Source organism: Micromonospora sonchi, assembly GCF_014646235.1.
Lineage (GTDB): Bacteria > Actinomycetota > Actinomycetes > Mycobacteriales > Micromonosporaceae > Micromonospora > Micromonospora sonchi.
Window position 1 is genome coordinate 121,392 of record NZ_BMNB01000005.1, and the last position, 20,798, is coordinate 142,189.

The following is a 20,798-nucleotide window of genomic DNA, read 5'->3' on the forward strand; positions in this document are numbered from 1 at the left end:
CTCAGTAGACGAGCGCCTGCGCGCCCTCGGCCATCGTCTCCTCGACGAACACCGCGGCTCCGGCGATCCGGATGCCGGGCAGCACGTCGCCGACGCCGATGTCGCGGCGGGCCGCGCACTGGGTGCACGCGGTCACCGTGCCGGTGGCGAGGATCACGTGCAGCAGCTCGGCCAGCGGCGGCGAGTGCGGCAACTCGAAATCCTGTGCCCGGCCGGGCAGGGCGAACCAGGTCGACTCGCCGGTCAGCCAGAGCGAGACGGGCACCCCGGCGGCGGCCGCGGTCGATGCCACGGTGAACGCCTGGGCGCAACGCTCCGGCGCGTCGGAGCCGGCGGTGGCCTTGACGACGAGAGTGCGGGCCATGCCACCAGCATAGGATGGCCCGGATGGTCACCGAGATCGGGTTCGTCAGCCTGCTGGTCGCCGGCCTGGGCGGGCTCGCTGGTGGCCTGGTCTACCTGGCGGTACGCATCTCGAGAGGTAAATGGTGAGCGCGAGGAGTGAGCCGGTTTTGCGAGCCCCGCAGTCGCGAACGAAGGTGGCATGGTGAGCGCGAACGCGTCGAACGACAACCCGCTGGCACCGCCGCCGTGGCTGAACGCGCCGCCGGTCGAGCCCTATCCCTTCGAGGAGAGTCACGACCTGCGCGTCGGTCCCAAGCTGCACCCCACGCTGGACGGCCTGCTGCCGTACGTCGGTGTGTGGCGGGGCCGGGGCCGGGGCGGCTTCCCCACCATCGAGGACTTCGACTTCGCCCAGGAGATCCGGATCAGCCACGACGGCCGGCCGTTCCTGCACTACGAGTCGAGGGCCTGGATCCTCGACGAGCAGAGCCGCCCGGTGCGCCCGGCGGGCCGGGAGGTGGGCTGGTGGCGGCCGGTGCTGGACGGTGACCGGGCCACCGACGAACTGGAGGCACTGCTCACCACCCCCACCGGTGTGATGGAGCTGCACATCGGCCGGCGCAAGGGCACCCAGATCGAGTTCGTCACCGACGCCGTGGTGCGTACCTCCACCGCCAAGGAGGTCACCGCCGGGCACCGACTCTTCGGCATCGTCGAGGGCGCCCTGCTCTACGCCCAGGACATGGCCGCCGTCGGGCAGCCGCTCTCGCCGCACCTGTCCGCCCGGCTCATCCGGGTGGCCGGCTGACTCTACGGCACCGGGTACCCGAGCAGCTCCTGAAGTGCCCGGGTACGCGGGCTGTGGCGCAGCGGCTCGCCATCGAGGCTGAGCACCGCCACCAGGCCGCGTACGGACGAGGTGAGCCAGACGCCGTCCGCGTCGCGCAGCCCGGCCGGGGTGATCATGCGCTCGGCCGGGTCGCAGCCCACCCGGTCGGCCTGAGCGAGCAGCCAGCCGACGGTGGTGCCGGGCAGGATGCCGGTGCGTCCGGCCGGCACGGCGCAGAGCGTGTCGCCGGCCAGCCAGACCACGTTGGAGGTCGGACCCTCCAGCACGTAGCCGTCGGAGGAGACCCAGAGCACGTCGTCGACGCCAGCGCGGGCGGCCCAGCGGCGGGCCGCCGTGCTCGCCCCGTACGACGTCGACTTGATGCCGGCGGGGAGCCAGTTCAGGTCCGGGCGCGCCTCGGCGGGCACCCCCAGCGAGAGGGTGGCCACCCGGACCCCGTCGCGCCGGGCCTGGCGGGCCGCCGGCGGGACCGCCGACAGGGTGGCGTAGACGGTCGGCGGTCCGCCGCCTTCGGGCCCGCGGGTGCAGACCAACCGCAGCGCGCCCTCCACCTCCGGTGGCCACCCGGCGGCGACGGTGTCCAGCAGTTCGACCAGGGCCGCGTCGTCGGGCAGGGGCAGGTCCACGGCCGCGGCGCCGGCCCGCAGCCGGGCCAGGTGAGCCTCACGCAGCCAGGGACGCGCGCCGCGCAGGTGCATGGTCTCGAAGAGTCCGTCGCCCCGCAGCACACCGAGGTCGTCCCCGCGCAGCACCGGCTCGTCGGCCGGCACCAGTCCCCGGCCGAGTATGCCGATCCGTGACGGCACCATGGGAGGTGAGCATAGTGGGCGCACCGGTCGCGCCGGGAGGAGCGCGGACGGCCGCACTATGATCGGGGGGTGTCCGAATCCTCCCTCGCGGAACTGCTCCGCGCCCGTGGGCTGCGGCTGACGGCGCAGCGACAGCTGATCCTTCAGGCGGTGCTGGACCTGGGGCACGCCACCCCCGAGCAGGTACACACGGCGGTACGCGAGGTGGCCGCCGGCGTCAACATCACCACCATCTACCGCACGCTGGAGCTGTTGGAGCGGCTCGGTCTGGTCACCCACACACATCTGTCGCACGGTTCGCCGACCTATCACGCCGCCGGTGAGGACCAGCACGTCCACCTGGTGTGCCGGGAGTGCGGCGCGATCGACGAGATGGAGCCCGAGTTGCTGCGCCCGCTGGCCGACCGGTTGGCGCGCGAGCAGGGCTTCCGGGTGGACATCGGCCACGTCTCCTTCTTCGGCCTGTGCGGACGTTGCGGAAACGGGGAGCAGGAATGATCGACATCGCGGGTGCGGTGGCCGTGGAAAACATCGACGAGGCCAGCCGCGATCAGCCGGAGCCGGCCCACGCGGCGGCCGGGGTGCGGGGTGTGGCGGCGCACTACGGCGACCCGATGCGCGAGCAACGCCTGCTGGACACCGAGGTGGGCCTGGTGGACCGGTCCCACCGGGGCGTGGTCGCGGTGCCGGGCGCGGAGCGGATCTCCTGGCTGCACACCCTCACCACCCAGCACCTGGCCGAGCTGAGCCCCTGGCAGGGCACCGAGCTGCTGGTGCTCTCGCCGCACGGTCACCTGGAACAGCACGCGATGGTCGCCGAGGACGGCGTCACCACCTGGCTGGACACCGAGCCGGGCGCGACCGAGGGCCTGCTGGGCTACCTGGAGAAGATGCGGTTCTTCAGCCAGGTGGAGCCCCGCGACGCCACCGCCGAGTACGCGGTGCTGTCGCTGGTCGGGCCGAAGGCGACCGAGGCGGTGGCGACGCTGGACGTGCCCGCCCTGGCCGAACCGGACGTGCTGGCGGTCCCCGGCCCCAAGTTCCGTGCCGGTGAGCTGCCGCCCCGGCCGACCGCCCGCTACGACGTGAAGCCGCTGCCGGTGGGCGGGTGGGCCCGGCGTGGGCCGCTGGGGATCGACCTCCTGGTGCCGCGGGCTGCCATGGAACAGACCGTGGCGCAGCTACGCGGCAACGGAGTGCCCGCGGTCGGGCTGTGGGCGTACGAGGCGGTGCGGGTGGCCGCCCGGCGGGCCCGGGTCGGTGTCGACACCGACCACCGGACGATTCCCGCCGAGGTGGGCCTGATCGCCCCGGCCGTGCACCTGGACAAGGGCTGCTACCGGGGGCAGGAGACCGTCGCCCGGGTGCACAACATGGGCCGCCCGCCGCGCCGGCTGGTCCTGCTGCACCTGGACGGCGTCATGACCGACCAACTGCCGGCCGCCGGCACCCCGGTCACCCTCGACGGCCGGGCCGTCGGCTTCGTCGGCACCGCCGTGCACCATCACGAACTGGGTCAAATCGCCCTCGCGGTGCTCAGGCGCTCCACCGCCGACGACGCACCGCTGCGCGTCGCCGACAGCGCCGCCGCCATTGACGTGTAAGGAAGGGCCCCTTATTAACGCCTGCGGTAGAGGAAGGGCCCCTTCTTAACACCGGTGCCGGTGCCGGGGCGGCCGTTCTAGGATCGCCGGCATGACAACAGGGACGTTGATCACGGTTGCCCCCACCGGCGCGGAGTCGGCCAAGACCGAGGTGTCGGCACTGCCGGTGACCCTTGACGAGCTACTGCTCACCGCGAAGGAGTGCGCGGCGCTGGGCGCCGCCGTGATCCACGTACACATCCGCGACGACGAGGCGCGCCCCACGCTCGACCAGGGCCGGCTGCGGGAGACCGTGGCGGCGCTGCGCGACAACACCGACCTGATCGTGCAGCTTTCCACCGGCGGAGCGGTCACCGACCCGGAGCGCGATCGCCTCGCCGTACTGGACGCTGCGCCGGACATGGCCTCGTGCACCATGGGTACGGTCAACTTCGGCGACGACGTCTTCCTCAACCGCTGGGAGTTCATCGTCGACCTGCACACCCGGATGCAGGAGCGGGGCATCGTGCCGGAGTACGAGATCTTCGACCTCGGCCACCTGACCGCGTTGCAGCGCCTGCTCGGCCGGTACGGCCTGCCGCACGGCGGGCACGTGCACGTCGACTTCGTGATGGGCGTGCCGGGCGGCATGCCGGGCAGCACGGCGACCCTCGTCGCGGCCCAGCAGATGCTCCGCGACCTGCCGGAGGGCACCACCTTCTCGGCGACCGGCATCGGGCGTACGACCATCCCGGTGATGCTGGCCGCGCTCTCCGCCGGTGGCCACCTGCGGGTCGGCATGGAGGACACGGTGACGTACGCCAAGGGCCGCCCGGTGGAATCGAACATGCAACTGGTCGCGCGGGCCGTCGCCCTCGCCCAGCTCGCTCAGCGCCCGCCGCTGCACCCCACCGAGGCGCGTCAGCTGCTCGGTATGTGAGCCGGGTCTGCCTGGCAGCCGGTGACGCCCGGAGGTCGAGTCCCTGCCCACCCCGGCATCCGCACCGGTAACGTCCACTTTGTGGGAATGACGTACCGGGGTGGCGTGCCGCTCGCCGAGGTGGTCCGGTCCGGCTTCGTGGAGGGCGTGCACCGTGGCTCGGTGGTGGTGCTCAACGCCACGGGCACGCTGCTGGCCGGCGTGGGTGACGTGCGGTCGCCGATCTTTCCCCGCTCGTCGAACAAGCCGATGCAGGCGGTCGGGATGCTCGACGCCGGGTTGCCGTTGACCGACCCCGCCGAGCTGGCACTGGTGGCGGCCAGCCACGCGGGGGAGGAGTTCCACCTGGCCCGGGTCGCCGGGCTGCTCGCCGGCGCCGGGTTCGACGAGGCGGCTCTGCACTGTCCGCCGGATCTGCCCGTCGGGGAGCAGGCCCGGGCGGCGGTGCTGCGGGCCGGGGGCGGACCCACCCGGATCCAGATGAACTGTTCCGGTAAACATGCCGGGATGCTCCTGACCTGCCGGGCCGCCGGCTGGCCGGTGGACGGGTACTGGCGCCCCGAGCATCCCCTCCAGCAGCGGCTGCGGGACGTGATCGAGAAGTCCACCGGTGAGGAGGTAGCAGCGGTCGGGGTGGACGGCTGCGGAGCTCCGGTGCTGGCCGTGTCGTTGACCGGGCTGGCCGGGGCATATCTCCGGCTGGTCGCGGCCGAGACCGGCACGCACCCGAGGACCGTGGCCGACGCGATGCGGGCGTACCCGGAGATCGTCGGTGGGACCGAGGCCGACGATACCCGGCTGATGCGCGGCGTGCCGGGACTGTTGGCGAAGGTGGGCGCGGAGGGGATCATCGCCGTGGCGCTGCCCGACGTGGGCGCCGTGGCTCTCAAGATCGACGACGGTGCCGCCCGGGCCCGGATGCCGGTGCTGGTCTCCGCGCTGCGTCGGCTCGGCGTCGCTGCGCCGGTGCTGGAGGAGTTCGCGGAGGTGCCGCTCTTCGGCGGCGGCCTTCCGGTCGGCGCCGTGCGCCCCCTTTGGTAGCCCCGTCCTCGCCGATCTTGCACTTTCGGTCGCCGAGATGCCCCGTCTGATGTGATTTGTCCCGGCGGAAAGTCCATGATCGGCGAGGAGAGGGTGGGGTGCGCGGAGGGGTGGGGCGGGTGGGGTGGGTCAGGGGAGGAAGTTGAGGAGGGCGGTGTTGACCGGGGTGGGGCGTTCCAGGGGGAGTAGGTGGGCGGCGTCGGGGACGTCGGGCAGCCGGACCGCCTGCGGGGCCTCGGCCGCGATGTGGTCGGCCAACTGCCGGATTTCGGGGACGTCCGCCGCGCCCGCGCCGACCAGCACCGGTACGCGCAGCTCCCGGAGCCGTCCGGTGGCGGGCGGATGCAGTTCGGCGACGTCCACCGCGCCGAGCGCCAGTTCGGCGGCGAGCGCGCGTTCGTCCATCGCGGTGGCGAAACGGAGCAGCTCCGGATCGACCTGTTCCGGGGCGCGCTCCGGGCCGACCACCCAGAACCGCACCTCGCCTGCGGCAGCGGCGGCGAAGTCCTCCGGGTCGACGTCGCCGACCAGGCTCTCCCACAGGTCGTTGGTCTGCTCCGACCACTCGTGTCCGGACACGGCGGTGCCGAGTAGGGCGAGCGCGCTCACCCGATCCGGGTGAGCCAGGGCGGTGTCGATCGCCACCGCCCCACCGAACGAACAGCCGACCAGGGCGGCGCGGGCCATGCCGAGCGCGTCGAGCAGCCCCACGACGTCGTCGTGGTGGGCGAACGGCGTGGGCGGCAGCTCGGACTCGCCGTAGCCGCGTAGATCCAGGGCGATCACGCGGTGCCGGGTGGCCAGCGCGTCGATCTGCTCCCGCCACATCCGTCGGTCGGCGATGCCGGCATGCAGGAGTACGACCGGGGTTCCATTGCCGGCCTCGTCGTACGCCAGCATTGCGCCATTAACTTCGATCTTGGTCACCGCAGAACCGTACGACCAGGTACGAGTAACGTGCAACCGGACAATGAGACGCTGCTAACTCTGGCAAGCGTTCTGCTTGCAGATGCTAGCGGGGCGAGCTAGCGTTGGGTCATGGCCACTCCCAAAGACCTTCCCGACGTCGGCGGGTTCATTCGTGACCTGCGGCGGAACGCGAAGATTTCGCTGCGGCAGCTCGCCGAGCAGGCGGGGGTCAGCAATCCCTATCTCAGTCAGATCGAGCGTGGCCTGCGCCGGCCCAGCGCGGAGGTCCTGCAGCAACTCGCCAGCGCGCTGCGGGTCTCCACCCCGGCGATGTATCTGCGGGCCGGGTTGCTCGACGACAAGGAGGGCCAGGGCGTGCTGGCGGCCATCGCGGTCGACCCGGACCTGACCATGGCCCAGAAACAGTCCCTCACCCAGATCTACGAGACGTTCCGTCGGGAGAACGCCCGGCTCGCCGAGGCGACCGCCGCCGCTGCCACCACCGCCCCCGAGGACGCCGCTGTTCCCGAGGGCGCTGCGTCCGACGTGGCCAACCTGGCTGCGACCGGGCCCACCACCGTGCAAGGCACCCCGACCGAGGCCGTGCTCGAGTCGGTTGCCGTGACCGAGGCGGGCGCGGCCCCAGCGCCGACCGCCACCCCTGCCAGGAAGGCCGCCCGCAAGGTGGTCCGCAAGGCCGCCGCGACGGCCCAGGAGGAGAAGTGATGACCGAGCCGAAGACCAAGCGCATTCCCGCCCCGATCTACGCCGCCGCCGGTGCCGGTGAGCTGGCACTCGAGCAGCTGCGCAAGCTGCCCGCCGTGGTCAGCGAGTTGCGCGACCGAGTCGTCGCCGACGGCGGCCGGGTCGTCAACGACCTCGGTGGCAAGGCCGTGGTCACCGGCTTCGAGCTGCGCCAGAAGGCCAACGACGCGCTGCGCAACGCCAACCTGACCACCGAGTCGCTGCGCCAGAAGGCCGCCCCGGCCGCCGATCTCACCAAGCTGCGCGAGGCCGCCGACGTCAACCGGCTGCGCGAGGCCGCCGATTTCACGAAGCTGCGTGAGGCCGCCGACCTGGATCGGTTGCGGGCCCTGGCCACCCGCAACGCGGCCGTGGTCGTCGCCGGCGCCCATGCCGCCCAGGAGCGAGCGCTGGCCGCGTACGGTGCGCTGGTCGCGCGGGGCGAGCGGGTGGTCGGCACGGGCGTGCTCGACGCCGCCGAGACGGTGAACGCCGACATCGAAGCCACCGAGGCCACGGTGGAAGACGCCGCCGAGACGGCCCCGACCGCCGCGACCGCCGAGACGGCCCCGACCGCCGCGACCGCCGAGCCGGCCCCGACCGCCGCGACCGCCGAGCCGGCCGCGACCGCCGCGACCGCGGGCAAGTCGGCCGCCGACGTGCCGAGTCCGGCCGAGGTGGCCGAGATCGCCGAGGCCAAGCCGTCCGCCGCCAAGAAGGCCGCCCGGGCCAAGGCGACCACCCGGCAGCCGGCCGCCAAGCGGACCGCCACGCCGTCGGCGAAGCTGCCCCCGGCCACCAGGCGGAGTCGCCCGGCCGCCGAGTGACATGGCCAGGCGATCGCGCTGAGCTGCCGGCGACCCCGGTGACCGTCCTGTCGGACGGATCCGAGGTCGCCGGCATAAGCTTGCCGTCATGGCCAACGCCGCGCCGATCTTCGCCTTCGACATCCGCCTCGTGATCGACCTGATCCTGTTCGTCTTCGCGTTGATCGTGCAGGGGGTCGCCCTCGTGCACGCCATCACGCAGCGCTCCGACGCCTTCCCTGCCATCGGCACCCTGCCGAAGGGCGGGTGGATCGCGATCCTCGCGGTCACCCTCCTGTTGACCCTGCTCACCAAGACGACGCTCAGCATCTTCGGCCTGATCGGCATTGCCGCGGCGCTCATCTACCTGCTCGACGTCCGGGTCGGGCTGCGCGAACTGGGTGACGGTAGAGGATCCTGGTGAGATCCTTCCGCTGGCCTCCACCGCCGGACGGTGGCCCACGGACCTGGGGTCCCGGTCCGGGCGGTCCGCGCAACGGGAGGCCCGCGCTACCCGAGCCGGAGACCGAGCTGGTCGCCACGCCGCACGGCGTACGACTGGAGCGGCTGGTCACCGGCACCGGCGAGCCGGTCACCGTGTTCGCCCACGGGTTGGGCAACGGCATCGCCACCACCCGACCCTTCGGCAGCGGCGTCACCGGTCGGAAGGTCTTCTTCCAGTTTCGCGGCCATGGCCGTTCGGAGGCGCCCGAGGGCCGGTGGAGCTATCTCGACCTCGCGCGGGACCTGCGGGCAGTCGCGGACCTCAGCGGCGCGACCCGCGCTTTCGGGGCCAGCCTCGGCGCGGGCGCGCTGTGCCGCCTGCTCGTCGAGAGCCCGGAGCGCTTCGAGCGGCTCGTCTTCTTCCTGCCCGCCGCCCTCGATCAGCCTCGGGCCCCGGTCGCCCGGGCGGGGCTGGACGAGTTGCTGTCGGCGGTGGAGAGCGGGGACGCCTCGGCGGTGGCCGAGGTCGTCGCGGCCGAGCTGCCACCGGCCGTACGCAACACGCCGGCGGGGTGGGCCTACCTTCGGCAGCGCCTCGATCATCTGCTGCGCGACGGGCTCGCCCCCGGGCTGGCCGACCTGCCTGGGCAGGTGCCGCTCTCCGACGCCGGGGGCCTGGCCGCGGTCACCGTGCCGGCCCTGGTCATCGCAGTTGAGGGGGACGAGGTGCACCCGGTCGAGGTCGCCGAGCAGCTCGCGAACGTGCTGCCCCGGGCCACCCTGCACCGGTACGCCCGCCCCGGGATGCTGTGGACGGAACGCGCCGACCTGCGGGGGCGGATTTCCGAGTTCCTGAACGGGTAGCCTGCGCTGTCATGGGCGTCACACACCATGGCCGTACGCACCGTCTCGATCTGGCCGATCCCAGCCTGCGTGAGTGGGAGTGCACGGTCCTGCACAGCGATCTTGAGCAGGGCATCGTGCTGGACCGATCGGCCTTCTATCCCGGCGGCGGTGGACAGCCGCCGGACCATGGCGTACTGCTCTGGCAGGGGGTGCAGACCCGCATCGTGGGCACCCGCAAGGCCGACGACCTGTGGCTGATCCCCGCCGAGGGTGACCCGCTGCCGCCGGCCGGCACCATCGTCGTCGGCGCCGTGGAGGACGAGCGGCGTAGCCGGCTGATGCGTACGCACTCCGGGTTGCACGTGCTCTGCGGAGTGGTGTTCCGTGACTTCGGCGCGCTGGTCACCGGCGGCAACATGGAACCCGGCGAGGCTCGGATGGATTTCAACCTGCCCGAGGTGCCGGCGGACTTCAAGGCCCGGATCGAGGAGTTGGTCAACGCTGAGGTGGCTGCCGACCGGGCCGTCGCGACGCGGGTGCTGCCGCGCGAGGAGGCGTTGGCCCTGCCGGACATCATCCGTACTCAGTCGAACCTGATTCCGCCCGACGAGCGGGAGGTGCGCATCGTCGACATCGTCGGGCTGGACGTGCAGGCCGACGGGGGCACGCACGTGGCGTCGACCGCGCAGATCGGCAAGGTGCGGGTGGTCAAGGTGGAGAGCAAGGGCCGGGCCAACCGTCGCGTCCGGATCCGCCTCGCCGACTGAGCTCCGGTCCTCGGCCGGTAGCTGGCCAGCGGGCCACCACGGCCGTCGCCGTCCACCCGGCCGCAACAGCCCGACCGGCAGCGGGACGACCTGCGCCGGGAAACCTGACTTCGGCTGTCAGGTTTTGCTGGCAGCGTGGTGACCATGACGAAATCGCTGATCGGAAAAGTGGCGCTGGTCGCCGGGGCGACCCGGGGCGCCGGCCGGCAGATCGCCGTGCAACTCGGCGCTGCGGGCGCCACCGTGTACGCCACCGGGCGCAGCAGCCGGGCCGGCCGCTCGGAGCTGGACCGGCCGGAGACCATCGAGGAGACCGCCGAGCTGGTGACCGAGGCCGGCGGCACCGGCATCGCGGTCCGGGTGGACCACCTCATCCCCGACGAGGTACGGGCACTGGTCGACCGGATCGACGCCGAGCAGGGCCGGCTCGACGTGCTGGTCAACGACGTGTGGGGGGCCGACCCGCTGATCACGTGGGAGAAGCCGGTCTGGGAGCAGCCCCTGGACGCCGGCTTCCGGGCGCTGCGGCTGGCGGTCGACACCCACGTGATCACCAGCCACTTCGCGCTGCCGCTGCTGATCCGCCGGCCGGGTGGCCTGGTGGTGGAGATCGGTGACGGCACGAAGGCGTACAACGAGAAGAACTACCGTCTCTCGGTCTTCTACGACCTGGCCAAGACCTCGGTGAATCGGCTCGCCTTCAGCTGGGCACACGAACTGAAGCCGTACGACGGCACCGCGGTCGCGCTCACTCCGGGCTGGCTGCGCTCCGAGGCGATGCTGGAGCACTTCGGCGTGACCGAGGCCAACTGGCGCGACGGTGCGGCGAAGGACTCACACTTCCTCATCTCGGAGACCCCGGCGTTCGTCGGGCGGGCGGTCGCCGCCCTGGCGGCCGACGAAGACCGGGCCCGGTGGAGCGGTCAGTCGGTCTCCGCCGGAGAACTGGCCAAGGTGTACGGCTTCACCGACGTCGACGGCAGCCAGCCGGTCGCGTACCGCTATCTCACCGAGGTGGTCGACGCCGGCAAGCCCGCCGACGTCACCGGCTACCGCTGATCGTCCAGATAGAGCGTGGCGGTCCGGGCTGCCGCCTCGGCCATGCGAATCCGCAGCTCAGGTGGGTCGAGCACCTCCACCTCGGGGCCCAGCCCGAGCAGTTGGGTGTACGCCACGTCGACGGATTCGACGGGCAGCCGGGTGGTCACCCAGCCCTGCCCGTCGGGTTCGCCGGCGGCGGCGACTGCTTCGGCGTACCCGAAGGGGATGTCGGTCAGATGCTTCAGCCGGCGCAGGCCGACGGGGCTCAACCGGAGTCCCACCTCGGCCCGCAGCATGCCCCGCAGGAACGACTCGGCCTGCTCCCGCCAGTACCCGGCCAGGTCGAAGCCCGGCTCCCGGTCGAAGGTCTCCTCGTGCTGCTCGACCGCGGTGACCCGGTCCACCCGGTAGGTCCGCAGCTCCTCGCCGACCCGGCCGACGAGATACCAGATCCCGCTCTTGAGGACCAGGCCGTATGGGCGGGCCCGCCGGGTGACCTCCCGCTCGCCGCGCCGGTACCGCAGCGTCACCACCTGGTCCCGCCAGACCGCGCCGGCCAGCTCGGCCAGCCACGGCGGCGGTGCGCTCCGGCGGTACCAGCCCGGCACGTCCAGGTGGAACCGTTGGCCGGTGCGGACGGGGGCGTCGCGCAGGCTCGGCGGCAACGCCGCGAGCAGCTTCAGTTCCGCCGCCGCGACCGCGTTGGCCAGCCCCATGTCACCGGCCGGGCCGGGCAGCCCGGCGAGGAAGAGCGCCTCCGCCTCGTCCCGGGTCATCCCGGTCAGCCGGGTCCGGTAGCCGCCGAGCAGCCGGTAGCCGCCGGCCCGCCCCCGGTCGGCGTAGACCGGCACCCCGGCGGCGGAAAGCGCCACGACGTCCCGGTAGACCGTCCTCTCCGAGACCTCCAGTTCGCGCGCCAGCTCGGCGGCGGTCATCACCTCCCGCGCCTGCAACAGCAGCAGCAACGAGATCAACCGCGAGGCACGCACCCGCCCATTGTGTAAGGAAGGGCCCCTTCTTAACGCCTCCGGTATAGGAAGGGCCCCCTATTAACAAGCCGCCACCTACTTGCCGCCGGGGGTGAGCAGGCCCCGGTCGTACGCGGTGGCCACCGCCGCCGCCCGGTCGTTGACCCCGAGCTTGGCGTAGACGTGCAGAAGGTGGGTCTTCACGGTGGCCTCGCTGATGAACAGCCGGGCGGCGGCCTCCCGGTTCGAGGCACCCTTCGCGACCAGCGTGAGCACCTCCAGCTCGCGCTGGCTCAGCGGCTCCTCGGCCGGTCCGGGTGATCGCAGGCGCCCCATCAGTAGGCCGGCCACGCTCGGCGCCAGCACCGACTCGCCCCGGGCGGCGGCCCGCACCGCCCGGACCAGTTCGTCGCGGGGCGTGTCCTTGAGCAGGTAGCCGGTAGCGCCGGCCTCGATCGCCGGCAGCACGTCCGCGTCCGTGTCGTACGTGGTCAGCACCAGCACCTTCACCGGACTGCCCGACGCGACCAGCCGACCGATCGCGGTCACCCCGTCCATTCCCGGCATGCGCAGGTCCATCAGCACCACGTCGGGACCGGTGTTCGCGGCCACCGCCAGCGCCTCGGCCCCGTCCCCGGCCTCGCCGACCACCTCGAACCCGGGGTCGCCGGTGAACATGCCACGCAGGCCGTCGCGGACCACCGGGTGGTCGTCCACGATCAGCAACCGGATCGGGCTGGTCAACGGGCACCTCCGGCGAGCGCCGGTACGGACGCCGACACGGCGGTGCCGCCGCCCGGCTCGCTCTCCACGGCCAGCTCGCCACCGACCCGCGCCACCCGCTGCCGCATCACGGTCAGCCCGTACCCGCCGTCGGCGCGGCGGACGGCGGGTACGTCGGTGACGGGGAAACCCACGCCGTCGTCCCGGACGTCCAGGGTCACCACGTCCCCCATGTACGACAGGGTCAGGCCGACCCGCGACGCCTCGGCGTGCCGGGCCACGTTGGCCAGCGCCTCCTGGGCGGCGCGCAGCAGGGTCACCTCGACCTCCGGGTGCAGCGGGTGGGCGTCGCCGGTCACGTTGACGTCGGCGCGTACCTCGTTGATCGTCGACCAGCGTCGCGCCAGCTCGGCGAGCGCCTCGGGCAGCCGGGCCGCCTCCAGCGCCTCGGGCCGGACCGCCCGCACCGAGCGGCGGGCCTCGGTGAGGCTCTCCCGGGCCAGTGCGACCGCCGTGTCGACGTGGCGTTGCCAGTCGGCGCGCCGGTCCCGGGCCTGCCCGGCGGCCTCCAACTGGGTGATGATGCCGGTGAGGCCCTGGGCGAGGGTGTCGTGGATCTCCCGCGCCATCCGCTGCCGCTCGTCGGTCACCCCGGCCTCCCGGGCCTGGGTGAGCAGCTGGGCGTGCAGCCCCTCGTTCTCCCGCATCGTCTCGGCGAGCCGGCGGTTCGTCTCGGCCAGCTCCTCGACCAGCAGCTTGCGGTTGGCGTTCTGCCGCTCCGTGACCGTGCCGAACCAGCTGACCACGCCGGCCAGGCCCGCGTTGAACAGTACGAGCACCGACCAGAGCAGCCAGTGCCCGAGCGACGACGGCAGACCGCCGCTCTGCCCGGTGCCGACCAGGACGCCGGTGGCCGCCACCCCGACGAACCGCCACCGCCCGTGCAGCGCGACGAACGCGTGCACGAACCCGACCCAGGCGAAGAAGGCGTACCAGGGGCTGTCCAGCACCAGCAGACCGGCCAACCCGATCAGCCCGATGTAGTAGATCCCCATCAGCTTGCGCCGCTTCACCCAGGCGGGGTGCAGGTTCACGAACCAGGCGATCCAGGCCGCGGCGAGCGCGGCCAGCACCGGATCGGGGAGCACCGAGAAGCCGGCGGGGGTCGGCGCGACGGCGGTGAGCAGCATCCCGACGGCCAATCCGACGTACGGCAGCAGCCGGTAGAGGATCGACTCCCGGTTTTCCCAGGCGGCCAGCCGGTCGACCTGCTCGGCAGTGCTGGTCATCGGACCGTTACCTTTCAGTGCGCTCTAGTGAGCATGTGATCGGTAGTCCTACCTTGCGGTGGGACGGTCCCGGTCTGATCGGCGGTCGCCGTGCCGGGTTGACGCTTCGTAGCCACCAGCCCGCGTACGCGGGTCTTACGGTTGGCTCCACGTCCGGCCACCGGGCCACTCCCGGCGGTGTCCACCTCGGCCGCCAGGGCAGCGAGGTTGCGTGCGGCGTTGAGATCGCGGTCGAGGATGATGCTGCAGGTGGTGCAGGTGTAGGTGCGCTCGGACAGGGGCAGCTTGGTTTTCACCGCGCCGCAGCCTGAGCAGGTCTTGCTGGAGGGGTACCAGCGGTCGGCCACGACCAGCCGGCCACCGTTCCATTGCGTCTTGTACGCCAACTGTCGGCGAAGCTCACCGAAGCCGGCGTCGGCGATGTGCCGGGCCAGCCTGCGGTTGCGCAGCATCCCGGCCACATTCAAGTCTTCGACCACGATCGTGCCGTGGGTGCGGGCGAGGCGGGTGGTGAGCTTGTGCAGGCCGTCACGACGCAGATTGCTCACCCGGGCATGCGCGCGGCCCAGGCGAGCCGATGCCCGGGCCCACCGCTGCGATGGACGCTGCCTGGTACGCCGGTCAGGGCCGGTCTTGCGGGACAATGCCCGTCCCAGACGCCGCAGCCGGGCCTGGGCGGCGCTCAGGTGACGCGGGTTGTCGACCAGTTCACCGGTGGACAACACCGCCAGGTGCGTGACGCCGACATCCACACCCACCACCGAGCCAGGGCACTCTGGCGCCCGGTCGGCCCGGTCCACCTCGACGCAGAACGCCACCTGCCACCGTCCGCCGTCACGTCGCAGCGTGGCGGACATGATCCGGGCGGTGGAGTTGTCAAGGCGGCGGGCCAGCTTCCGCGCCGACTCGTGCAGCTTCAACCGACCCAGCCGCGGCAGTACGACATGCTTACGGTCCGCCTCCACCCGCATCGTTTCGGTGGTGAACCGCACGCTCGGCACGCTACGCCGGCGGGACTTGAACCGGGGAAACCCGACCGGCCGGCCAGCCCGTTTCCCGGTGCGGGAGTCGGACCAGTTCTTCAACCCGCGGGCCAGAGCGTCCAGGCCGGTGTTGAACGCCTCCTTGGAGCATTCCCGCCACCATGGCGCGGCCTCGTCCTTCGCGGCGTTCCACGCCTTGCGCAGCGCGGGCAGCGACCAGCCGATCGCGGGCGTCAGATCGGCGTCGGCGACCCCGTAGGTGCGTTCGGCCGCCCGCTGGTTCATCACCGCCACCACCCGGGCCAGCGCCCAGTTATGGGCAACCCGCGCCGCCCCGGCATGGGCCAACACCGCCCGCTCCTGCACCGGCGTGAGGTCCAACGCGTAGCGATACGCCTGAATCACCTTCACGCCGGGTCATCCCCGCAGGCAACCTCGACCGCCCGACGGACGCGGTCCGCGGCGGCACGCCGGCCGTACCGGCGGGCACACAACGACGTCAACATCTCCGTCACGTCCCGAACAAGGTCGTCATCGACCCCGGCAGGGTCCACCACCAGCAGCCGGCGGCCCTGCGCCGACAACGCAGCTTCAACGTACTCGGCACCGGAACAGGCGAACCGGCCGCGATGCTCAACCACAATCGTGCTCACGGTCGGATCACGTAGCAGAGCGAGGAACCTCTCACGATGGCCGGTGAACGCGGACCCGACCTCGGTCACCACCCGATCCACTGGAACGCCCTGCCCGGTCGCCCATACCGTGACACGCGCTACCTGCCGGTCAAGATTCGCCCTCTGGTCGGCCGACGACACGCAGGCGTACACCACCGTCTGCCCCACCGTCGGGGCCGAACCGGCTAATGGCTCTCCGACCATAATCAGCCGCCCGAGACGGTACGTGGGCACGGGAAGCTTCCCAGCCGCGTACTGCCGCCGCGCAGTCACATACGCGACGCCCTGGGATGCCGCCCACTCCTTCAAATTCACCCGACCACCCTGCATCCCATAGAGCGCTAAGCAGCGCTGACACGCCAGCAGCAGGCGCCCCCGCTCACTCCCAGCGGAACAGCTTCGCCGCGGCGGAACCAGCGAGCACGGCGATGACCGCCATTATCGCCAGGTGCAGCGGACGCGGCGCATCCGTGGTCCAGGCGTCGAGCAGCGCCTGCACGCCGGGTGGCGTGTAGTCGCCGATCCGGACCAGGAAGTTCGGCAGCATGAACCGGGGCAGATAGACCCCGCCGAAGAACATGACCAGCATGAACAGCGGCACCGCGATCGCCTGCGCCGACTTGTTCGTGGGGGCCACCGCCGCGACCAGCAGCCCCAGCGCGAGCAGCGCCGCCGTACCGAGGACGAGGGCCAGCGCGAAGCCGAGCGGGTGCCGGGGCAGCGGCACGTCGAAGGCCAGCCGGCCGACCACGATGAGCAGTACGGCACTGATCAGGATGGTGCCGAGCGAGATGACCAGTTGGGCGGCGAGCAGCGCGGCCGGGCTGGCGGGCGTGGTGGCCAGGCGACGCAGCACGCCGCGTTCCCGGTAGGTGGCCAGCACCGTGGGCAGGATGTTCACCGCCGCCATGGCGAGCGTGATCACCAGCAGCGACGGTGCGAAGTACTGGATGAAGGACCGGTCGCCGAAGTCCGGATTCGACTCCCGCAGCGCCGGGATCATTCCGAACACCGTGAGCAGCAGGAGCGGCAACACGATGGTGATCAGCGGCGCGGCGAGGTCCCGCAGGTACAGTCTCGTCTCGATTTTGAGGATCTGCCCGAAGGCGTGCATGTCGCTTCCTCTCACTCGGCGGGCCGGTGCCCGGTCAGCTCGACGAACGCGTCGTCGAGCGTGGCCTGCTCCAGCCGTAGGTCGGCGGCGATGATCTGGTTACGGGCGAGGACCGAGGTGACCGCGTGCAGCACGTCGCCGGTGCCGGTCACCACCACCTGGGTGCCGCTGCGGGTCACGGCGGAGACCTGCGGCAGGTCGGCGAGGAGCCGATCGTCCAGTGGGGCGGACGGCCGGAACCGGATCCGCTGCTCCGGCGCCACGGCCGAAACCAGCCCGGTCGGGCTGTCCAGGGCCACCACCCGCCCCTTGTCGATCACGGCGAGGCGGTCGCAGAGCCGCTCGGCCTCCTCCATGAAGTGGGTGACCAGCAGGATGGTCACCCCGCGCTCGCGGACCCGCTCGATCAGGCCCCAGGTGTCCCGGCGGGCCTGCGGGTCCAGCCCGGTGGTCAACTCGTCCAGGATGGCGATCTTCGGGTTGCCGACCAGCGCCAGCGCGATGGAGAGCCGCTGCTTCTGGCCGCCGGAGAGCTTCTGGTACGGGGTGTTCCGCTTCTCGCCGAGGCCCAGCTCGTCGATCAGCCGGGCCGGGTCGGTCGGGTCGCGGTAGAAGGAGGCGTACATCTCCAGCGCCTCGGCGACCCGGAGCCGGTCGGGCAGTTGGCTCTCCTGGAGTTGCACCCCCACCAACTGGCGTAGCCGGGTGGCGTCCCGGCGAGGGTCGAGCCCGAGGACCGACACCTCGCCCCCGTCAGGGACGCGCAACCCGGCGACGCACTCCACCGTGGTGGTCTTGCCAGCGCCGTTCGGGCCGAGCACGCCGAAGATCTCGCCGGCCGCGACGTCGAACGACACGTCGTCCACCGCCACGGTCTCGCCGTACCGCTTGTGCAGGTTGGTCACCTCGATGACCGGCATGAACCCCGCCTTTCGCCGTTGCGTTCCGCGTACCTCCCAAGGGTCGCGATTCGGCGCCGGCGGCGAATCGACCAGCCGTAGGTGATCTTGGATGGTGCCGGTTGATCCCCGTGATCCACCAACCGGTTGATGCGGCGGTCAGGCCTTAGGCTTCACGGCGTGAACGTGATTCCCGGCACCGCCGTGGGCGCGGCCCGTCGGTTCGCCGGCGGCGCCGCGCTGCTGCTGCGCGGCATCGGTCTGTACGTGCGCAGTCCCGGCCTGATGCTGCTGGGCGTGGTGCCGGCGCTGATCTCCGGCGCGCTCTTCCTCGCCGCGTACGCCACCCTGCTGTTCTTCGTCGGTGACCTGGCGGCCGCGGTGACCCCGTTCGCCGACGACTGGTCGGCGGCGGCCCGAAGCGTGGTCCGGGTGATCGCGGCGCTGGCCTTCCTCGGCCTCGGCGGGCTGCTCATGGTGCTCACCTTCACCGCCGTCACCCTGGTCGTCGGCGATCCGTTCTACGAGAAGATCTCCGAACGGGTGGAGGAGCGGTACGGCGGCACACCCGACTCCGTCGAGGTGCCGTTCTGGCCCTCGCTGCGGCGCAGCATCGCCGACTCGCTCCGCCTGATGGCACTGGCCGTGCTGATCGGCATCCCGCTCTTCGTGGCCGGCTTCATCCCGCTGGTCGGGCAGACCGTGGTCCCGGTGATCGGCGCGGCGGTGGGCGGCTGGCTGCTCGCCGTGGAGTTGGTGGGCGCACCCTTCTACCGACGGGGCAAGCGGCTGCCGGACCGTCGCGCCGCGCTGAAGGCCGATCGCCCCACCGCACTCGGCTTCGGGGTGGCGGTCTTCGTCTGCTTCCTGATCCCGCTCGGGGCCGTCCTGCTCATGCCGGCCGCGGTGGCTGGCGCCGCCCTGCTGGCCCGCCGCTCGCTCGGCCAACCGATCACGGAGGACTGACGCCCGAGGCTCGGCTGCCCGAGGCTCGGCTGGTGCGCTTCGGCGCCGACACCCATGCCACCGCCGAACGAGTGCCGGCGGCCGGCTGACTCCGACCGTCGCGCGGGTGCCTGCGGGCCGCGGCTACCGGTCGCGGTTGGATCTGCTCACGAAATACCAGGCCAGGCCGGCGACAAGCGCGACGGACGCGATGACACAGAGCAGCGTGGTGACGTGCCACGGCCGGAGAGCACCCATACCGCGCACTGTAGCCAGCGCATGCTCGCCGGCGGCGTCCCGATCTCCGTCGGGTGCACTCGGCGCTGCTGGCAGCCGGCGGCGAAAATCTGCTGCGCTTCCTCGTCGGTACGCACCCACTGCGCCGCGTCGGCCGGCCCGGCTCGCAGGACGCCTCGACACACCCGGCTCCATCGTCCGGTTGCCACCAGGTGCCGCACTTTGGCCGGGGTCAACTCGGCGGTCGCCCGTGCCCAGCTGAGCACCCCTGCCTGCCCGAAGAGCAGCCACTGCAGCGCGTCCGCGTCGCCCCTCACGGGGTCAGGAGGCCGGGACGGTGGCGATCGCCTCGACCTCGACGAGTTGGTCGGCGTAGCCCAGCACGGCCACTCCGAGCAGGGTGCTCGGCGGATCGTGGTCGCCGAACGCGTCCCGGACCACTTCCCAGACCGTGACCAGGTCATCCCGCCGGGACGAGGCCACGTACACCGTGGTCTTGACCACGTCGGTGAGGGTCGCGCTGCCAGCGGCGAGGGCGGTCGTCAGGTTGGCCATCACCTGCCGGGCCTGGGCGGTGTAGTCGCCTGGGGCGACCGTCTGCCCGTCGGCGTCCAACGGGCAGGCGCCAGCGGTGAAGAGCAGGCGGGCGGACGGGTCGACGGTGGCCAGGTAGGCGTACTCGGCGACGTCGGAGAGCACGGGAACGTGCGGCAGTCGTACCGGATGGGACATGCACGGCAGGCTAACCGCCTCGGATGGCCGCGGCGACTTGTTAATAAGGGGCCCTTCCTCTACCGCAGGCGTTAATAAGGGGCCCCTCCTTACACCTCAGGCGGAGTCGCGGATGATCAATTCGGTGGGGAGGATGAGGGCCGGCTCGACCGCCTCGCCGGCGGCGAGGCGCAGCAGCAGTCGGGTGCCCTGCCGGCCGAGTTCCACGATCGGTTGCCGGACGGTGGTCAGCGGCGGATCGGTGTAGGCGGCGGTCTCGATGTCGTCGAACCCGATCACCGCGACGTCCTCCGGCACCCGCCGTCCCGCCTCGCGCAGCGTACGCAGGGCGGCGTGCGCCATCAGGTCCGAGGCGGCGAAGACGGCGTCCAGGTCGGGGTGGGCGGCGAGCAGTTCACGCATCGCCGCCGCCCCGGACTCGCGGGTGAAGTCGCCGACCGCCACCATCTCCGGCAGCCCGGCGGCGGCCACCGTGTCCCGGTAGCCGGCCAGCCGTTCGATCCCGGCGACCATGTCCTGCGGGCCGGCGATGGTGGCGATCCGTCGCCGGCCGCTGTCGATCAGGTGCCGTACCGCCCGGGTCACCCCGCCGACCTGGTCGACGTCGATGTACGGCACGTCGGCCCCGTCGAGCGGCCGGCCGCTGCACACCACCGGGATGCCCAGCGCGGCGAGCTTGGCGGGCAGCGGGTCGGCGCCGTGCAGCGAGGCGAACAGCACCCCGTCGACGTGCCGGCCGGTGGTGTACCGCTCGACCCGCTCGTGCCCGGCCGGCGAGCCGGCCAGCATCAGCACGAGCTGCTTGTCGGCGGCCTCCAGTTCCTGCGCCGCGCCCCGGATGATGCCGGGAAAGACCTGGTCGTCGGAGAAGACCCGGGTGGCCTCCTCGGGCATGACCAGGGCGATCGAGTCGGTCCGTTGGGTGACCAGAGTGCGGGCGGCCAGGTTCGGCACATACCCGAGCTCGGCGACCGCCTGGCGGACCGCCTCCTGGATCGGCTCGGCGACCGTGGTCGAGCCGTTCACCACCCGGGAAACAGTGGCCCGGGAGACCCCGGCCCGCCGTGCCACCGCTTCCAGAGTGGGCCGTTGCGCCCCCGTCATAGGAA

The 20,798-nt window shown here is 72.1% G+C and carries 25 protein-coding genes; 13 read left to right on the forward strand and 12 right to left on the reverse strand.

Annotated features, from left to right (window positions below):
• Window position 1: 1 nt before the first annotated feature.
• Window positions 2-364 carry a DsrE family protein gene (locus IEY61_RS07425; RefSeq protein WP_189041862.1) on the reverse strand — a complete coding sequence of 121 codons (363 nt, stop codon included), beginning with the start codon at window positions 362-364 and terminating at the stop codon, window positions 2-4.
• 23 nt (window positions 365-387) lie between these two features.
• On the opposite strand from IEY61_RS07425, the gene mtfM reads away from it, so the two are divergent.
• Both mtfM and IEY61_RS07430 read left to right on the forward strand, forming a co-directional pair.
• Window positions 388-492, forward strand: coding sequence for a small membrane protein MtfM (mtfM, locus tag IEY61_RS31775; protein ID WP_268240634.1), 105 nt, complete (start codon window positions 388-390; stop codon window positions 490-492).
• A gap of 55 nt (window positions 493-547) precedes the next feature.
• Window positions 548-1,153: a heme-binding beta-barrel domain-containing protein gene (locus IEY61_RS07430; RefSeq protein ID WP_373293109.1), complete on the forward strand. Its 606-nt coding sequence runs from the start codon at window positions 548-550 to the stop codon at window positions 1,151-1,153.
• Window positions 1,154-1,155: 2 nt separating this feature from the next.
• On the opposite strand, the gene IEY61_RS07435 is transcribed toward IEY61_RS07430, so the two are convergent.
• On the reverse strand, window positions 1,156-2,004 hold the full coding sequence (locus tag IEY61_RS07435) for an aminotransferase class IV (protein ID WP_189041865.1): 849 nt from the start codon (window positions 2,002-2,004) through the stop codon (window positions 1,156-1,158).
• A gap of 69 nt (window positions 2,005-2,073) precedes the next feature.
• Here IEY61_RS07435 and IEY61_RS07440 point away from each other — a divergent pair, with 69 nt between their 5' ends.
• The 4 genes from IEY61_RS07440 (at window position 2,074) to IEY61_RS07455 (ending at window position 5,568) form a co-directional block, all read left to right on the forward strand.
• On the forward strand, window positions 2,074-2,502 hold the full coding sequence (locus IEY61_RS07440; protein WP_189041867.1) for a Fur family transcriptional regulator: 429 nt from the start codon (window positions 2,074-2,076) through the stop codon (window positions 2,500-2,502).
• Complete coding sequence (gene ygfZ / locus IEY61_RS07445) at window positions 2,499-3,608, forward strand: CAF17-like 4Fe-4S cluster assembly/insertion protein YgfZ (RefSeq protein WP_189041869.1); 1,110 nt, start codon at window positions 2,499-2,501, stop codon at window positions 3,606-3,608. Before IEY61_RS07440 ends, ygfZ begins: the two co-directional genes overlap by 4 nt.
• 91 nt (window positions 3,609-3,699) lie before the next feature.
• Complete coding sequence (locus IEY61_RS07450) at window positions 3,700-4,527, forward strand: beta-keto acid cleavage family enzyme (protein WP_189041871.1); 828 nt, start codon at window positions 3,700-3,702, stop codon at window positions 4,525-4,527.
• An 87-nt stretch (window positions 4,528-4,614) separates the two neighbouring features.
• Window positions 4,615-5,568: an asparaginase gene (locus tag IEY61_RS07455; protein ID WP_189042082.1), complete on the forward strand. Its 954-nt coding sequence runs from the start codon at window positions 4,615-4,617 to the stop codon at window positions 5,566-5,568.
• 129 nt (window positions 5,569-5,697) lie between these two features.
• On the opposite strand, the gene IEY61_RS07460 is transcribed toward IEY61_RS07455, so the two are convergent.
• Window positions 5,698-6,495, reverse strand: coding sequence for an alpha/beta fold hydrolase (locus IEY61_RS07460; protein ID WP_308424554.1), 798 nt, complete (start codon window positions 6,493-6,495; stop codon window positions 5,698-5,700).
• 111 nt (window positions 6,496-6,606) lie between these two features.
• Here IEY61_RS07460 and IEY61_RS07465 point away from each other — a divergent pair, with 111 nt between their 5' ends.
• The 6 genes from IEY61_RS07465 (at window position 6,607) to IEY61_RS07490 (ending at window position 11,143) form a co-directional block, all read left to right on the forward strand.
• Window positions 6,607-7,203 (forward strand): helix-turn-helix domain-containing protein, encoded by a 597-nt coding sequence (locus IEY61_RS07465; protein ID WP_189041872.1) that lies wholly within the window; start codon window positions 6,607-6,609, stop codon window positions 7,201-7,203.
• Window positions 7,203-8,048, forward strand: a complete 846-nt coding sequence (locus IEY61_RS07470) for a hypothetical protein (protein ID WP_229705749.1) — start codon at window positions 7,203-7,205, stop codon at window positions 8,046-8,048. Before IEY61_RS07465 ends, IEY61_RS07470 begins: the two co-directional genes overlap by 1 nt.
• Before the next feature lie 88 nt (window positions 8,049-8,136).
• Window positions 8,137-8,451, forward strand: coding sequence for a DUF2516 family protein (locus tag IEY61_RS07475; RefSeq protein ID WP_189041874.1), 315 nt, complete (start codon window positions 8,137-8,139; stop codon window positions 8,449-8,451).
• A complete protein-coding gene (locus IEY61_RS07480) occupies window positions 8,448-9,335 on the forward strand; it encodes an alpha/beta fold hydrolase (protein WP_189041875.1) in 888 nt (295 codons plus the stop codon). Before IEY61_RS07475 ends, IEY61_RS07480 begins: the two co-directional genes overlap by 4 nt.
• A gap of 11 nt (window positions 9,336-9,346) precedes the next feature.
• Window positions 9,347-10,084: an alanyl-tRNA editing protein gene (locus tag IEY61_RS07485; RefSeq protein ID WP_189041876.1), complete on the forward strand. Its 738-nt coding sequence runs from the start codon at window positions 9,347-9,349 to the stop codon at window positions 10,082-10,084.
• Window positions 10,085-10,228: 144 nt separating this feature from the next.
• Window positions 10,229-11,143: an SDR family oxidoreductase gene (locus IEY61_RS07490; RefSeq protein WP_189041877.1), complete on the forward strand. Its 915-nt coding sequence runs from the start codon at window positions 10,229-10,231 to the stop codon at window positions 11,141-11,143.
• On the opposite strand, the gene IEY61_RS07495 is transcribed toward IEY61_RS07490, so the two are convergent.
• The 7 genes from IEY61_RS07495 to IEY61_RS07525 all read right to left on the reverse strand — a co-directional run bounded on the left by IEY61_RS07495 (window position 11,134) and on the right by IEY61_RS07525 (window position 17,796).
• Window positions 11,134-12,114, reverse strand: coding sequence for a helix-turn-helix transcriptional regulator (locus IEY61_RS07495; protein ID WP_189041879.1), 981 nt, complete (start codon window positions 12,112-12,114; stop codon window positions 11,134-11,136). The two genes, IEY61_RS07490 and IEY61_RS07495, sit on opposite strands and share 10 nt — an antisense overlap.
• 75 nt (window positions 12,115-12,189) lie before the next feature.
• Complete coding sequence (locus tag IEY61_RS07500) at window positions 12,190-12,837, reverse strand: response regulator (RefSeq protein ID WP_189041881.1); 648 nt, start codon at window positions 12,835-12,837, stop codon at window positions 12,190-12,192.
• Complete coding sequence (locus tag IEY61_RS07505) at window positions 12,834-14,105, reverse strand: sensor histidine kinase (RefSeq protein WP_189041883.1); 1,272 nt, start codon at window positions 14,103-14,105, stop codon at window positions 12,834-12,836. Before IEY61_RS07505 ends, IEY61_RS07500 begins: the two co-directional genes overlap by 4 nt.
• Before the next feature lie 14 nt (window positions 14,106-14,119).
• Complete coding sequence (tnpB, locus tag IEY61_RS07510; RefSeq protein WP_189041886.1) at window positions 14,120-15,499, reverse strand: IS607 family element RNA-guided endonuclease TnpB; 1,380 nt, start codon at window positions 15,497-15,499, stop codon at window positions 14,120-14,122.
• The gene (locus tag IEY61_RS07515; protein WP_189041888.1) at window positions 15,496-16,077 is read right to left on the reverse strand and encodes an IS607 family transposase; all 582 of its coding nucleotides are present in this window, start codon (window positions 16,075-16,077) and stop codon (window positions 15,496-15,498) included. Before IEY61_RS07515 ends, tnpB begins: the two co-directional genes overlap by 4 nt.
• A gap of 64 nt (window positions 16,078-16,141) precedes the next feature.
• Entirely contained in the window at window positions 16,142-16,876 is a 735-nt protein-coding gene (locus IEY61_RS07520) for an ABC transporter permease (protein WP_189041890.1), read from the reverse strand.
• Window positions 16,877-16,887: 11 nt separating this feature from the next.
• Complete coding sequence (locus IEY61_RS07525) at window positions 16,888-17,796, reverse strand: ABC transporter ATP-binding protein (protein WP_189041892.1); 909 nt, start codon at window positions 17,794-17,796, stop codon at window positions 16,888-16,890.
• Between the two features lie 168 nt (window positions 17,797-17,964).
• Here IEY61_RS07525 and IEY61_RS07530 point away from each other — a divergent pair, with 168 nt between their 5' ends.
• Window positions 17,965-18,741: an EI24 domain-containing protein gene (locus IEY61_RS07530; protein WP_229705759.1), complete on the forward strand. Its 777-nt coding sequence runs from the start codon at window positions 17,965-17,967 to the stop codon at window positions 18,739-18,741.
• A gap of 537 nt (window positions 18,742-19,278) precedes the next feature.
• On the opposite strand, the gene IEY61_RS07535 is transcribed toward IEY61_RS07530, so the two are convergent.
• Window positions 19,279-19,689, reverse strand: a complete 411-nt coding sequence (locus IEY61_RS07535) for a RidA family protein (RefSeq protein ID WP_189041896.1) — start codon at window positions 19,687-19,689, stop codon at window positions 19,279-19,281.
• Window positions 19,690-19,785: 96 nt separating this feature from the next.
• On the reverse strand, window positions 19,786-20,793 hold the full coding sequence (locus tag IEY61_RS07540; RefSeq protein WP_189041898.1) for a LacI family DNA-binding transcriptional regulator: 1,008 nt from the start codon (window positions 20,791-20,793) through the stop codon (window positions 19,786-19,788).
• Between the last annotated feature and the right edge of the window lie 5 nt (window positions 20,794-20,798).

What these genes read in the sequence shown, in the direction of transcription:
- IEY61_RS07485 (WP_189041876.1), top strand. Translation starts at nt 9,347, where the DNA reads ATGGGCGTCACACACCATGGCCGTACGCACCGTCTCGATCTGGCCGAT.
- IEY61_RS07535 (WP_189041896.1), bottom strand. Translation starts at nt 19,689, where the DNA reads ATGTCCCATCCGGTACGACTGCCGCACGTTCCCGTGCTCTCCGACGTC.
- IEY61_RS07425 (WP_189041862.1), bottom strand. Translation starts at nt 364, where the DNA reads ATGGCCCGCACTCTCGTCGTCAAGGCCACCGCCGGCTCCGACGCGCCG.
- IEY61_RS07520 (WP_189041890.1), bottom strand. Translation starts at nt 16,876, where the DNA reads ATGCACGCCTTCGGGCAGATCCTCAAAATCGAGACGAGACTGTACCTG.
- IEY61_RS07490 (WP_189041877.1), top strand. Translation starts at nt 10,229, where the DNA reads ATGACGAAATCGCTGATCGGAAAAGTGGCGCTGGTCGCCGGGGCGACC.
- IEY61_RS07465 (WP_189041872.1), top strand. Translation starts at nt 6,607, where the DNA reads ATGGCCACTCCCAAAGACCTTCCCGACGTCGGCGGGTTCATTCGTGAC.
- IEY61_RS07470 (WP_229705749.1), top strand. Translation starts at nt 7,203, where the DNA reads ATGACCGAGCCGAAGACCAAGCGCATTCCCGCCCCGATCTACGCCGCC.
- IEY61_RS07475 (WP_189041874.1), top strand. Translation starts at nt 8,137, where the DNA reads ATGGCCAACGCCGCGCCGATCTTCGCCTTCGACATCCGCCTCGTGATC.
- IEY61_RS07525 (WP_189041892.1), bottom strand. Translation starts at nt 17,796, where the DNA reads ATGCCGGTCATCGAGGTGACCAACCTGCACAAGCGGTACGGCGAGACC.
- IEY61_RS07540 (WP_189041898.1), bottom strand. Translation starts at nt 20,793, where the DNA reads ATGACGGGGGCGCAACGGCCCACTCTGGAAGCGGTGGCACGGCGGGCC.
- IEY61_RS07505 (WP_189041883.1), bottom strand. Translation starts at nt 14,105, where the DNA reads ATGACCAGCACTGCCGAGCAGGTCGACCGGCTGGCCGCCTGGGAAAAC.
- mtfM (WP_268240634.1), top strand. Translation starts at nt 388, where the DNA reads ATGGTCACCGAGATCGGGTTCGTCAGCCTGCTGGTCGCCGGCCTGGGC.
- ygfZ (WP_189041869.1), top strand. Translation starts at nt 2,499, where the DNA reads ATGATCGACATCGCGGGTGCGGTGGCCGTGGAAAACATCGACGAGGCC.
- IEY61_RS07435 (WP_189041865.1), bottom strand. Translation starts at nt 2,004, where the DNA reads ATGGTGCCGTCACGGATCGGCATACTCGGCCGGGGACTGGTGCCGGCC.
- IEY61_RS07450 (WP_189041871.1), top strand. Translation starts at nt 3,700, where the DNA reads ATGACAACAGGGACGTTGATCACGGTTGCCCCCACCGGCGCGGAGTCG.
- IEY61_RS07455 (WP_189042082.1), top strand. Translation starts at nt 4,615, where the DNA reads ATGACGTACCGGGGTGGCGTGCCGCTCGCCGAGGTGGTCCGGTCCGGC.